This window comes from Nonomuraea diastatica (assembly GCF_004349015.1).
GTDB lineage: Bacteria > Actinomycetota > Actinomycetes > Streptosporangiales > Streptosporangiaceae > Nonomuraea > Nonomuraea diastatica.
Genome location: NZ_SMKP01000001.1, coordinates 49,346 through 61,641 on the forward strand (window position 1 = coordinate 49,346; position 12,296 = coordinate 61,641).

The following is a 12,296-nucleotide window of genomic DNA, read 5'->3' on the forward strand; positions in this document are numbered from 1 at the left end:
CATGACAAAGGTGGCCGTTTTCGGCACAGGCTCGTGGGGCACGACGTTCGCCATGATCTTGGCGGAGGCCGGCAACGAGGTGACGCTGTGGGGACGCAGGGAGGAGCTGGTCGAGGCGATCGACCGTGATCACGGCAACCCCGACTATCTGCCGGGCATCGAGTTGCCGGCGACGCTGCGCGCCACGACCGACGCCGCGCGGGCGCTCGACGGGGCCGACTTCGTGGTGCTGGCCGTGCCGTCACAGCGGCTTCGGCCCAATCTGGCCCGCTGGCGCGAGCACCTCCCGCCTCGTGCGGTGCTGGTCAGCCTGATGAAAGGCATCGAGCTGGGCACGACCAAGCGGATGAGCGAAGTGATCCGCGAAGTCGCCGAGGTGCAGGAAGAGCGCGTCGCGGTCGTCTCCGGGCCCAACCTGGCCAAGGAGATCGCCATGCGTCAGCCCGCCGCCACCGTCGTCGCATGCGCTGACGAGTCCGTCGCCGCCCGTCTCCAGTCGGCCTGCCACCTTCCGCCGTGGTTCCGCCCATACACCAATCCCGATGTCGTCGGCGTGGAGCTGGGCGGCGCGGTGAAGAACGTGATCGCGCTGGCCGTCGGCGTCTCGGCGGGCATGGGCATGGGCGACAACGTCAGCGCCATGCTCATCACCAGAGGGCTGGCCGAGATCTCCCGGCTGGGCGCGGCGCTCGGCGCCGACGCCCACACGTTCGCGGGGCTGGCCGGGATGGGCGATCTGGTGGCCACGTGCACGTCGCCGCTGTCGCGTAATCGTACGTTCGGCGAGAACCTCGGCAGGGGCATGACGCTCGACGAGGTCGTCGCCGCCACCAAGCAGACGGCGGAGGGCGTGAAGTCCTGCGAGTCCGTGCTGGAGCTGGCCAGGAAGCACGACGTGGAGATGCCGATCACCGAGGTCGTCGTCGGAGTGGTGCACGACGGCATGTCGCCGGCGGAGGCGGGCATGTTGCTGATGTCACGCTCGCCCAAACCCGAGCGTTACGGCGTATAAGAGAAAGGCCTGATTACGGCGTGCTCGGCTCGCTGTGACAGGGACACCCCGGTAGATTCGGACACCATGAGTAAGCCACGCGTCGCCGTCGTTTTCGGAGGTCGCAATTCTGAGCACGCCGTGTCCCTGATGGGCGCGGGCAGCGTTCTGGATGCGATCGACAGGAGCAAATACGAGGTGATCCCCATTGGGATCGCTCAGGACGGCAGATGGGTGCTGGCCACCTCCGACCAGCGGTTCGCCATCGAGTCGGGCGAGCTGCCGGTCGTCGACGGCGCGGGCGCGGCGCTGGCACTGCCGTCGGGCGGCAACGCGCTGGTGGCGTACGATGCGGGCAGCATCCCGGTGGAGCTCGGCTCGGTCGACGTGGTGTTCCCGGTGATGCACGGCCCGTTCGCCGAGGACGGCACGATCCAGGGCCTGCTGGAGATGGCCGGTGTGCGTTACGTAGGCTCGGGTGTGCTGGCCAGCGCCGTCGGCATGGACAAGGCTCACATGAAGACCGTGATGGCCGCCGCGGGCCTGCCCATCGGCCGTTACGTCGTCGTCCGCGACCGCGACTGGCGGCTCGACCGGGAGCGTGTGGTCAAGGAGGCCGAGTCGCTCGGTTTCCCGGTGTTCGTCAAGCCCGCCAGGGCCGGTTCCTCGCAGGGCATCTCCAAGGCGTCCGACCGGTCCGAGCTGGAGGCGGCGGTGGAGGCCGCCAGGCAGCACGATCCGAAGGTGCTCATCGAGGCCGCCATCGCCGGCCGCGAGATCGAGTGCGCGGTGCTGGAGTCGCCCGGCGACGAGCCGGCCGCGGCGTCGATCCCCGGCGAGGTCAGGGTCGAGGGCGGGCAGGAGTTCTTCGACTTCGAGGCGAAATACTACCCCGACCAGATGTCGCTCACCGTGCCCGCCGGCATCCCGGCCGAGACGGCCGAGGAGCTTCGGGCGATGGCGGTGCGCGCGTTCGAGGCGCTCGAATGCGAAGGGCTCGCGCGGGTGGACTTCTTCTACACGCCTGACAGCGGGCTGGTCTTCAACGAGATCAACACCATGCCGGGGTTCACGTCGTTGTCGGTGGCGCCGCAGCTCTGGGCCGCCTCAGGCCTGCCCTACCCGGCGCTGGTCGACCGGCTCATCCAGCTCGCGCTGGCCCGGTCGGCGGGGCTTCGCTGAACGACGACGTGGACCTGGCGGGTCATCGAGGCGACATCTGGGCTATCGGTTTCGACAGGTCCGTGAGCACCTCGGCGGCGACGTGCTCGCCTCCGACGGTGACCTCCACGTACGCGGTGTCGGTCACCGCGGTGAACAACGTGGGCCTCTCGGGATCGGCGAACCAGCCCACGCCGCCGATCTCCTGGAGCTGGTCGGTGGGTGCCATCCTGACCGGGCGGCCCACCCCGCAGCGCAGCGCGATGGCTCCTTCGCCCCAGACGCCGACGTATGGTGACTCGGGCGTGGACGTGCCGCGTTCGTCACCGTCGAGGGTCTCGGGCAGCAGCCCGGCCAGCTTGTCGCACGCGGCCACCGCTTCCCCCTGCGGCGTGGGCGGATCGACCCGCACCGTGCCGCACCCGGCGAGCGTCAGGAGAACGAACAGGACGGCGGCGGCACGCATGCGACGACTACTACCTTCAGATGTGGACGATCGGACACGTCAGGGTACGCGTGATCCCCTCCACCGCCTGAATCTGCGCGACGACGAGCTTGCCCAGCTCGTCGACGTTGTTGGCCTCCGCGCGCACGATCACGTCGTAGGGCCCTGTCACGTCTTCTGCCTGAGTGACCCCGGGGATGCCGGAAATCTCGTGGGCCACGGCAGCGGCCTTGCCTACCTCGGTCTGAATAAGGATGTAGGCCTGCACCATTACGTCCTCCCGGGCGATTGGATCACGCCGATGGGTAACCGTACCCTGTGTGCGTCAGGAGGTGCGTCATCACAGTCGGAGATCTCGGCGAATTCGGTGTGGTAAATCGTATTACCGGACGCCTTCCCCAGGGTGCGGCGGTGATACTCGGGCCGGGTGACGACGCCGCCGTGGTGGCGGCGCCCGACAGGCGTGTCGTGGTCTCGACCGACCTGCTGCTGGAGGGCCGGCACTTCCGCCGTGACTGGTCCGGCGGTTATGACGTGGGGCGCAAGGCCGCGGCCCAGAACCTCGCCGACGTCGCCGCCATGGGCGCCGTCCCCACCTCGATCGTGGTGGGGCTCGGCATCCCCGCCGACCTGCCCCTGACCTGGCTCGACGAGCTGACCGACGGGTTTCGCGACGAGTGTGCCGTGGTCGGCGCCAGTGTGGCCGGCGGCGACGTCACCCGGTGTGACCAGGTCGTCATCGGGGTGACCGCGCTGGGCGATCTGGAGGGGCGTGCTCCCGTGCTCCGCTCGGGGGCCAGGCCGGGGCACGTGGTGGCCGTGACGGGCCGGCTCGGCTACGCGGCGGCCGGATGGGCGCTGCTGGAGAAGGGCCCGCCGGCGGGCTCTGCGGCCTTGGAGGAGGTCGTGGCCGCGCATCGCAGGCCGTCCCCTCCCTACACGATGGGGCCGCGGGCGGCCGAGCTGGGGGCCGGCGCGATGCTCGACGTCAGTGACGGGCTGCTGCAGGACCTCGGCCACGTCGCCGAGGCCAGTGGGGTGCGGATCGAGCTGGATCCCCAGGCGTTCGCCGTGGCGGAGCCCGTGGCGGTGGCGGCTAAGGAGGTGGGGGCCGATCCGCTGGAGTGGGTGCTCACGGGGGGTGAGGATCACGCGCTCGCGGCGGTATTCCCCGCAGAGGTACGCCTGCCCGAATCGTGGCAGGTCGTGGGCCGCGTGGTCGAAGGTTCCGGCGTCGTGGTGTATGGCCGGGAGGTCGGGCGTCGCGGCTGGGATCACTTTGAGTGATTACTTGTCCCGATTTGCGTGAAAGTTTCCGGATTTAGGGCGTGACTAACGGGATTGTTGTGACAGCGGCGTAGTGAAGGTGTTATGAAGATTGGCGGCCACTGTAACCGGGAGAAAGGGCAGCCATGGGCCGCCACGGCACAGGTGGATCCGAAGACGGGGACGAACGGGGGAACGGCAGCGCATTCTGGGGTCCTGACGAGGAGGTCGAGCAGCCAGGCTGGCCTTCTCTGCCGGATCAGCCCGAGGTGACGGGCCAGTGGGCTCCCATGCCACGGCGTACGGACGCACCGCCGCCGCGCACGCCGCAGTCCGAGCCCTTCGAGACCACCGGAGCCTTCGCGCTGCCCGCAACCCCCGCCGGCTTCCCGCCGGCCACCGACTCCAGGAGCCCGTTCCAGCCGCCTCAGAGGGGCGACGAGGCCGGGCCGATGGAGACGACGGGCGCGTTCGCCCGCCCGTCCGAGTGGGGCCCGCCCGCCGACCGACCCTTCAACGGACCTGGCGCAGGCCCGATGGGCGATCCCGCCGACCAGACGGCCGTGTTCGGCGGCCCCGCCGGCATGCCGGCTCCCGGGGCCCCGGGGTCGGGCCATGCGAGCGCCTTCAGCCGTCCCGCGGACGACGGGCGGTTCGGCGACCCGGCCCACCAGCCGTTCGGCGGCCCTGCGAACCCGCCTGGCCCGCTCGGCGCGCCAGGAGACCGTCCTGATCCGTTCGCATCGGGCGACAGGTCCGGGCCGTTCGGGGGGCCATCAGGGGAGCAGGACGACCGGACCGCATCCTTCGACGCCCCCGCGGATCGTTCCGGGTTCTTCGACGAGCCCGATGACCGTACCGCCAGGTTCGACGCACCCTCCGGCCCCGTCCACGGCAGCGGCCCGCCCGAGCCCGGCGACGTCAAGGTGGCCGGAGCGCCGACCGCCGCCCAGGCGCCGGCCTGGGCCAACACGGAAACCGGGTTCCTGGGCTCCGGCTGGTCGGCCGACTCCGGCCCCGGCGGCCCTGAGGGGCCCCGCGGCCGCCGCAAGGCCCGCCGTGACGACGAGCTGCTCCCCGGCGCCTCGTCGAGCGGCGGCAAGGGCCGGGTCGCGCTGTTGTCCGTCGCCGCCGTGGCCGTCGTGCTCGGCGGCACCGTGGCGGGCGTCAAGCTCATGAGCACCTCCGGCGGCACGGACAAGTGCGCGGACACCACGTGCGCGGCCGTGCAGGGCGCCACCAACCGGCCGGGACCGGAGATCTCCCAGCCTCCCGTGGAGGAGACGGAGCCGGAAGAGGAGCCCTCGGACGAGCCGGTGAAGGACACCGGACCGGCCGAGACCCCGACGCCCACCGTCACGTACCAAGCCCGCCCGCGCCACACGGAGCCGGCCAGGCCGACGCCCACCAAGACCAGGGTGAAGAAGTCGAAGGCGCCGGCCAAGGAACCCGCGCAGGAGCCGGCGCAGGAGCCGGACGAGGAGAGCGTGCCTCAGGACACGCCGCTGGACGAGCCCTCCTCCGTGGACGCCGACATCGGCGCCGCTCCGACCACCACCAGCGTCCCCGAGCCCTCGGACGACACGGGATCCTTCGGCTCGCCGTCCGGCAACGGCTCGGTGAACGTCCAGCAGACCATCAGGCAGCGGATGACCACGTACGCGGTCAACCTGCGCCTCTCCAACACCTCGGCGGAGACGCTGCAGAACCCCACGGTCTCCGTCCCGGTCGAGGGCAGGGTCGTGGACGTTCGGGGCGCCGACTGGACGCAGGACGGTGACCTGCTGATTCTCGACGTGTCGGCGCAGCTGGCCGCGGGGGCCACGGTCGAGGTGTCGTTCACCGCGACGGGCAGGGGCGCGCCGGCGGCCAACTGCGGAATGGTCAGCGGGGAGTGCGTCGTCAGCTGAGTGGTTGGATAGGGGACATGACGGAGCGATCCCCGCAAAGCGCCCCTTCCGCTGCGGTTTCCACCCCACCACGCGTGCTGACCGTCGCCGGCTCCGACTCAGGGGGCGGCGCGGGCATCCAGGCCGACCTGAAGACCATGATGGCCATGGGCGTCCACGGCATGAGCGTCATCGCCGCCGTGACCGCCCAGAACTCGCTGGGCGTCCAGGGCTACTGGGAGCTGCCGCCCGAGGCCGTACGCGCGCAGCTCGACTCGGTGCTCGGCGACATCGGCGCGCAGGCCGTGAAGACCGGCATGCTCGCCTCGCCGGTGCTGGTCGAGACGGTGGCCGACGCGCTCGGTCCGTACGACGCGCCGCTGGTCGTGGACCCCGTCGGGGTGTCGAAGCACGGCAACTCGCTGCTGGCTCCCGAAGCCGTCGAGACGATGCGGACGCGCCTGCTGCCCGTGGCCACCGTGGTGACGCCGAACCTGTGGGAGGTGGAGCAGCTCACCTCGATCAAGGTCGAGGACGAGGACGGCCTGCGCAGGGCCGCCGACGCCGTCCTGGAGCTGGGGCCCGCGTGGGCGCTGATCAAGGGCGGCCACCTGCCCGGCGCCCCGGTCGACCTGCTCACCGACGGCACCGAGGAGTTCCGCTTCGCCGCGGAACGCCTCGACAACCGCCACACCCACGGCACGGGCTGCACACTCGCCTCGGCCATCGCCTCCCGTCTGGCGGTGGGCGACGACGTGCCGTCGGCGGTGGGCAAGGCGAAGGAGTACGTGACGGGGGCGATCGCCAGGGGTTTCCCCCTCGGCGGCGGCATCGGCCCCGTCGACCACGCCTGGCACTGGCGCTGACCGTCTTCTCTCGCCGGACTCTCAACCACCTCCGAGCGCCTTTCGAGCGAGTCTCCACCGCCACCGGCGCCCCTGGCACGTGAACGGAAGGCCGTACGCCGTTCGCCGGGGCGCTGAGCCGCACTCCGGCCGCCGGGCCCGTCAGGGGGGACCGAGACGCCGCCCGCGTCCCGCACGGGTCCTCCTGGGGCCGTGCGTCGTGCCCCGGGCCGGGCCCTCCTGCGGCCGCGCGCCCGGGACCCTCTTGGAGCCGTGCGTCGCGTCCTTGACCGGCCTTCCGGGGCCTCCGCCGCGCCCCGCGCCCTACGATCCCCCAGGCGTTCCTCCCGCCCCGGCCAGGTGTTTCGGATGGGAGGCGAGCGAGCGCCGAGAGACCCGGTCTCGGGGGCGGGAATGACGAAAGCCCGCCGGCTCCCTCAGGAACGGACGGGCTTCGTGAAACCTGCGGGCTAGCGGGTGACCTTGCCCGCCTTGATGCACGAGGTGCACACGTTCAGCTTCTTCGGCGTGCCGCCGACGACCGCGCGGACCGTCTGGATGTTGGGGTTCCAACGACGGCGGGTGCGGCGGTGGGAGTGTGACACGTTGTTGCCGAACGTCGGCCCCTTGTGGCAGACATCGCAGACGGAAGCCACGGTATCGCTCCTTAAAACAGTCGATGTAGCCCTGTCCGCGGATGAATTCCGGGCGGAGGGCATGCCGGGACGACCGGCCAGCCAGACGAGAATATCCGATCCACCCCGATGGGCGCGAACCAGAGCACTGGACCAGGTCCGATGCGGCGATATTCTCCTCGCACAACCGTAGCGCATCGGGGAGGTCGAAGGACCGGCATGAAGATCCTCGACCCGCCCGCCGTGCGCCGCTGGGCCCGCCTGGCCGCCGACGCGCTCGGCCAGGCCAGGACGGAGATCGACGCGCTCAACGTGTTCCCCGTCGCCGACGGCGACACCGGCACCAACCTCCACCTGACCATGCTTTCGGCGGCCGAGGCCGTCGAGTCGCTGCCCGACGACGTGGACGCGGCCGTGGTGTGGCAGACCCTCTCGTACGGCGCCCTCGTCGGGGCGCGCGGCAACTCCGGAGTGATCGTCAGCCAGGCGCTGCGCGGTCTCGCCGAGGTGCTGAAGGACGGTCCCGACCTACGCGCCGGGCTGCTCAGGGCCGCCACGCTGGCCAGGGAGGCAGTGGCCAGGCCGGTCGAGGGTACGGTGCTGAGCGTGCTGGAGTCCGCCGCCAGGGCCGTCCAGGACACCGGCACCGGCGACCTGGACGCGGTGGCGCGGCAGGCGGCGGAGGAGGCCAGGGTCGCGCTGCGCCGGACGACCGGCCAGCTCGATGTTCTGGCCCGCAGCGGCGTCGTGGACGCGGGCGGCGCCGGTGCGGCGATCGTGCTCGAGACGCTCGCCTCAGTGATCACCGGCTCGTCCGCCGGCCACTACGACGTTCCCGCACCGACCGCGCGGGTGGCGCCCATGGCCGAGGTGGGTGCGGGATACGAGGTGATGTACCTACTGGACGCCGGCGACCGCGCGGTCCACGCGCTGCGCGAGGAGCTCGACGCCATGGGCGACTCGCTGGTCGTGGTCGGCGGCGAGGGACTCTGGAACGTGCACGTCCACGTGGCCGAGGCTGGGCCGGCGGTCGAGGCGGGGCTGCGGGCGGGCAGGCCGCACCGGATCAGGATCACGTATCTGGCTGAACGCACCCACCGCGGCGGCGCGGGCAGGGGCGTGGTGGCGGTGGCCGCGGGCGACGGGATCGCGGCGCTGTTCGAGGAGTGCGGCGCGGTCGTGGTGCGGCGCGCTCCCGGCGCCAGGCCCACGCTGCCCGCCATGCTCGCCGCGATCAGGCAGGCGGGAGGCGAGGTGGCCGTCCTGCCGAACGACGAGGGGGTCAGGGCGGTCGCCGCCGCGGCCGCGGAGATCGCCCGCGAGGACGGCGTCACGGTCAGCGTGCTGCCCACGGAGGCAACCGTGCAGGGGCTGGCGGCCCTGGCCGTACACGATCCGCTGCGCCGTTTCGACGACGACGTGGTCGCGATGACGGACGCGGCGGGCCACACCAGGCGCGGGCACGTGACGGTGGCCGGCGGGGAGGCGTTCACCAGCGCGGGGTTGTGCCGCCCCGGTGACGTGCTCGGCCTGATCGACGGGGACGTCGCCGTGATCGGCGACACGATCGACCACGTGGCCACCACGGTCGTGGACCGGATGGTGGCGGGCGGCGGCGAGCTGGTGACCCTGGTCACGGGCGCGCACGCGCCCGCAGGGCTCGCCGGCCGCGTCGAGGACCGTCTCAGGCGTACGCGCCCCGACGTCGACCTCGTCGTGTACGACGGCGAGCAGGGTGGCTACCCGCTCCTGATCGGCGTGGAATGACGGTGAGCGACGTCCCGCGGGAGTGCTCGCCCGGTCCGGACGCCGACCGGGCGAGCACCGTCCCGCGGGGGTGCCCGCCCGGTCCGGAGGCCGAGGGGACCGGCGGGCGCGGTCCGTGCGAGCTCCGGATTCCCGGTGCAGGCCGTCAGATCGGCACGCGGGCGGCGGCGGAGGGGATTCCTGTCGGCCTCAGGCGGTAGAACTAAATGCCGTGAGCCGTTTCGACGAGCCTCTGACGAAGGCCCTCGACCCGAAGACCGCCAAGCTGCTGCACAGCGTGCTCGGCCTGGAGACGGTCGGCGACCTGCTGCGCCACTATCCGCGCCGCTATGCCGAGCGCGGCGAGCTGACCTCACTCGACGCGCTCGCGGTCGACGAGCATGTCACGGTGGTCGGCGAGGTGACCAGGCTGATGCGCAAGCCCATGCGCAACCGGGGCGGCACCTGGCTGGAGGTCGAGATCGTCGACGGCAACGGCAACAGGCTCTACCTGTCGTTCTTCGGCAAGGGCTCCCACGTGGCCGAGTCGCGGCTCAAACCGGGGCGGCGCGGGATGTTCGCCGGCAAGGTGGGGTTGTTCGGCGCGCGGGCCAAGCCGCGCTGGCAGCTCGCTCACCCGGAGTTCGAGCTGTTCGAGGAGGGTGAGGCGAGCGCGGAGGAGTTCGCGGCGGCGCCAGTGCCGATCTACCCGGCGGGCAAGGACCTGACGCCGTGGGCGATCAGGCGCGCGGTCGGCGTGGTGCTCGACACGCTGGGCCCACTCGAGGATCCGCTGCCCGCCGAGCTGCGGGCCCGCCACGGCCTGCAGGACCTGGGCGAGGCGCTCGTGGCCATCCACCGGCCGAAAGACTTCGCCGAGGTCGGCCGGGCGCGCAAGAGGCTCAAGTTCGACGAGGCGTTCGTGTTGCAGGCGGTGCTGCTCCAGAGGCGGCAGGCGGCCACGGCCTGGCCCGCCAGGCCCAGGCCCACGCGGTCCGGCGGCATGCTGGACGACTTCGACGCGCGGCTGCCGTTCTCGCTGACGGAGGGGCAGGCGAAGGTCGGCGATGAGATCGCCGACGACCTCGCGCTGGAGCATCCGATGCACCGGCTCCTGCAGGGAGAGGTCGGCGCGGGCAAGACGGTGGTGGCGTTGCGCGCGATGCTCCAGGTGGTCGACGCGGGCGGCCAGGCGGCGTTGCTGGCGCCCACCGAGGTGCTCGCCCAGCAGCACCACCGCTCGATCACCACCATGCTGGGCGACCTGGCGCAGGGGGGCGTGTTCGGGGGGACGGCCGTCACCCTGCTGACCGGCTCGATGGGCGCCGCCGCTCGCCGTTCTGCCCTGCTCGACGCCGCCTCCGGCACGGCGGGCATCGTCGTCGGCACGCACGCGCTGCTGCAGGAGCACGTCCAGTTCGCCGACCTCGGGCTGGTCGTGGTCGACGAGCAGCACCGGTTCGGGGTGGAGCAGCGCGACGCGCTGCGGGAGAAGGCGGGCGGAACGCGCCCGCACGTCCTGGTGATGACGGCCACGCCGATCCCGCGCACGGTCGCGATGACGGTCTTCGGCGACCTGGAGATCTCGACGTTGTCCCAGCTCCCGTCGGGTCGTGCCCCCATCACCACCCACGTCGTCCCGGCCGCCGAGAAGCCCCACTACCTCGAACGCACCTGGGAGCGGGTCAGGGAGGAGGTGGCGCTGGGCCGGCAGGCCTACATCGTGTGCCCCCGCATCGGCGACCTGGAGGGCGACGAGGGCGATCTGGCGACCCCCGCCGAAGAGGAGCGCCGCCCGCCGCTCGCCGTGCTCGACGTGGCCAAGCTCCTGTCCGAGGGGCCCTTCCACGACCTGCGGGTCGGCACGCTGCACGGCAAGCTGCCTCCGGAGGAGAAAGACGCGCTCATGCGCGCCTTCACGCGGGGCGAGCTCGACATCCTGGTGGCCACCACGGTCATCGAGGTCGGGGTCGATGTGCCCAACTCCTCCGTCATGATCATCATGGACGCCGACCGCTTCGGCGTCTCCCAGCTCCACCAGCTGCGCGGCCGCGTCGGCCGGGGCGGCCTGCCCGGCCTGTGCCTCCTGGTCTCCGACTTCTCCGAGAGCACCCCTGCCCGCGCCCGCCTCGACGCGGTGGCCGCGACGCTCGACGGGTTCGAGCTGTCACGGGTCGACCTGGAGCAGCGGCGGGAGGGCGACGTCCTGGGCGCGGCGCAGTCGGGCAAGCGCTCCTCGCTGAAGCTGCTGCAACTGCTCCGCGACGAGGACGTCATCGCCACGGCCAGGGAGGAGGCCGGCGCGCTGCTGGCCCGCGACCCCGAGCTCGCCTCCCACGAGGGGTTGCGCGCGGAGATCGAACGGCTGCTGGCCGACGAGCGTGCGGAATACCTGGAGAAGACCTGACGCGCATCCAGGCGGTCGCCGGTGTCACGGCTGCCGTCGGGCAGGGCCTCCGGAAGGCGGCGTAGGCCGCGATAAAGATGATCATGTGAAAGGCCCAGCCGCGGGGACGGCCTCCCCCCGAATGCCGTCCCCGCTGGGCCCACCCTCGGGTCAGGTGCCGAGGGAACCGGCGTGCGGAAGGGCTCACGATCACGCCGGTCGGCCTTCATGTGGGTCACCTTGAAGGCCGCAGAACTCATCATGCGGGCCGATCCCCCCGATGTGAATCACCCTTGCGTACTCGAGGCAGACACTTGTGCATCCTTGACCTGCGCGAACATGCGGAACAATGGGTCACATGACGCGGATCATCGCAGGCATCGCGGGTGGCAGGCGCCTGGCCGTGCCGCCGGGGCGCGGAACGAGACCGACCAGTGACAGGGCGCGAGAAGGGATCCTCTTGACGCTCGATTCACTCCACGGGATCCGCGACGCCCGGGTGATCGACCTGTACGCCGGTTCTGGCGCGGTCGGGCTGGAGGCGTTGTCCAGGGGCGCGGCCGTGGCCCTGCTCGTCGAGTCCGATGCCAGGGCCGTCAGGACGATCAGGGCCAACGTCGAGTCGCTCGGCCTCGACGGCGCGCGCGTGGTGGCCGACAAGGTGACGCGGGTGGTCGGGAAAGCGCCTGATGAGCCGTACGACATCGTGTTCGCCGACCCGCCCTACGCCACGTCCGACGGCGAGGTGGAGCGGGTTCTGGAGTCGCTGCGCGACAACGGCTGGCTGGCTGAAGAGGCGTTGGTGGCGTTCGAGCGGGAAAGCAGGGGAAAGGCCCTTATGTGGCCGGAAGGCTACGTTGAGGAGAGGGTCCGTCGATATGGTGAAGCGTCCGTTTGGTACGGTCGCGCCGCCGGGAACCCGTAGACCTGCC

11 protein-coding genes are annotated in these 12,296 nt (G+C 71.6%); 8 read left to right on the forward strand and 3 right to left on the reverse strand.

The genetic code is table 11. The features are described from left to right. Position 1 precedes the first annotated feature (1 nt). Together E1294_RS00275 and E1294_RS00280 are read left to right on the forward strand one after the other, a co-directional pair. On the forward strand, positions 2 to 1,012 hold the full coding sequence (locus tag E1294_RS00275; RefSeq protein ID WP_132503565.1) for an NAD(P)H-dependent glycerol-3-phosphate dehydrogenase: 1,011 nt from the start codon (positions 2 to 4) through the stop codon (positions 1,010 to 1,012). A gap of 66 nt (positions 1,013 to 1,078) precedes the next feature. Continuing rightward, complete coding sequence (locus E1294_RS00280; protein ID WP_132503566.1) at positions 1,079 to 2,173, forward strand: D-alanine--D-alanine ligase family protein; 1,095 nt, start codon at positions 1,079 to 1,081, stop codon at positions 2,171 to 2,173. 22 nt (positions 2,174 to 2,195) lie between these two features. On the opposite strand, the gene E1294_RS00285 is transcribed toward E1294_RS00280, so the two are convergent. Together E1294_RS00285 and E1294_RS00290 are read right to left on the reverse strand one after the other, a co-directional pair. Continuing rightward, positions 2,196 to 2,618 carry a DUF3515 family protein gene (locus E1294_RS00285; RefSeq protein WP_132503567.1) on the reverse strand — a complete coding sequence of 141 codons (423 nt, stop codon included), beginning with the start codon at positions 2,616 to 2,618 and terminating at the stop codon, positions 2,196 to 2,198. A 16-nt stretch (positions 2,619 to 2,634) separates the two neighbouring features. Continuing rightward, positions 2,635 to 2,868 carry an Lrp/AsnC family transcriptional regulator gene (locus E1294_RS00290; protein WP_132503568.1) on the reverse strand — a complete coding sequence of 78 codons (234 nt, stop codon included), beginning with the start codon at positions 2,866 to 2,868 and terminating at the stop codon, positions 2,635 to 2,637. Positions 2,869 to 2,915: 47 nt separating this feature from the next. On the opposite strand from E1294_RS00290, the gene E1294_RS00295 reads away from it, so the two are divergent. From E1294_RS00295 to thiD, 3 genes are all read left to right on the forward strand, one after another. Then, positions 2,916 to 3,884: a thiamine-phosphate kinase gene (locus E1294_RS00295; protein ID WP_281284348.1), complete on the forward strand. Its 969-nt coding sequence runs from the start codon at positions 2,916 to 2,918 to the stop codon at positions 3,882 to 3,884. Between the two features lie 269 nt (positions 3,885 to 4,153). Beyond that, a complete protein-coding gene (locus tag E1294_RS00300) occupies positions 4,154 to 5,773 on the forward strand; it encodes a hypothetical protein (RefSeq protein WP_132503569.1) in 1,620 nt (539 codons plus the stop codon). A gap of 17 nt (positions 5,774 to 5,790) precedes the next feature. Beyond that, positions 5,791 to 6,618, forward strand: coding sequence for a bifunctional hydroxymethylpyrimidine kinase/phosphomethylpyrimidine kinase (thiD, locus tag E1294_RS00305; protein WP_132503570.1), 828 nt, complete (start codon positions 5,791 to 5,793; stop codon positions 6,616 to 6,618). 449 nt (positions 6,619 to 7,067) lie between these two features. Here thiD and rpmB read toward each other — a convergent pair whose 3' ends face one another. Next, entirely contained in the window at positions 7,068 to 7,253 is a 186-nt protein-coding gene (gene rpmB, locus E1294_RS00310; RefSeq protein ID WP_132503571.1) for a 50S ribosomal protein L28, read from the reverse strand. Between the two features lie 198 nt (positions 7,254 to 7,451). Between rpmB and E1294_RS00315 the strand changes: the two genes are divergently transcribed. The 3 genes from E1294_RS00315 (at position 7,452) to rsmD (ending at position 12,289) form a co-directional block, all read left to right on the forward strand. Then, entirely contained in the window at positions 7,452 to 8,999 is a 1,548-nt protein-coding gene (locus E1294_RS00315; RefSeq protein WP_132503572.1) for a DAK2 domain-containing protein, read from the forward strand. A 211-nt stretch (positions 9,000 to 9,210) separates the two neighbouring features. Then, the gene (gene recG / locus E1294_RS00320) at positions 9,211 to 11,385 is read left to right on the forward strand and encodes an ATP-dependent DNA helicase RecG (protein WP_132503573.1); all 2,175 of its coding nucleotides are present in this window, start codon (positions 9,211 to 9,213) and stop codon (positions 11,383 to 11,385) included. 337 nt (positions 11,386 to 11,722) lie between these two features. Next, positions 11,723 to 12,289: a 16S rRNA (guanine(966)-N(2))-methyltransferase RsmD gene (gene rsmD / locus E1294_RS00325; protein ID WP_132503574.1), complete on the forward strand. Its 567-nt coding sequence runs from the start codon at positions 11,723 to 11,725 to the stop codon at positions 12,287 to 12,289. Positions 12,290 to 12,296 lie beyond the last annotated feature (7 nt).

What these genes read in the sequence shown, in the direction of transcription:
- E1294_RS00275 (WP_132503565.1), top strand. Translation starts at nt 2, where the DNA reads ATGACAAAGGTGGCCGTTTTCGGCACAGGCTCGTGGGGCACGACGTTC.
- E1294_RS00280 (WP_132503566.1), top strand. Translation starts at nt 1,079, where the DNA reads ATGAGTAAGCCACGCGTCGCCGTCGTTTTCGGAGGTCGCAATTCTGAG.
- E1294_RS00285 (WP_132503567.1), bottom strand. Translation starts at nt 2,618, where the DNA reads ATGCGTGCCGCCGCCGTCCTGTTCGTTCTCCTGACGCTCGCCGGGTGC.
- E1294_RS00290 (WP_132503568.1), bottom strand. Translation starts at nt 2,868, where the DNA reads ATGGTGCAGGCCTACATCCTTATTCAGACCGAGGTAGGCAAGGCCGCT.
- E1294_RS00300 (WP_132503569.1), top strand. Translation starts at nt 4,154, where the DNA reads ATGCCACGGCGTACGGACGCACCGCCGCCGCGCACGCCGCAGTCCGAG.
- thiD (WP_132503570.1), top strand. Translation starts at nt 5,791, where the DNA reads ATGACGGAGCGATCCCCGCAAAGCGCCCCTTCCGCTGCGGTTTCCACC.
- E1294_RS00315 (WP_132503572.1), top strand. Translation starts at nt 7,452, where the DNA reads ATGAAGATCCTCGACCCGCCCGCCGTGCGCCGCTGGGCCCGCCTGGCC.
- rsmD (WP_132503574.1), top strand. Translation starts at nt 11,723, where the DNA reads ATGACGCGGATCATCGCAGGCATCGCGGGTGGCAGGCGCCTGGCCGTG.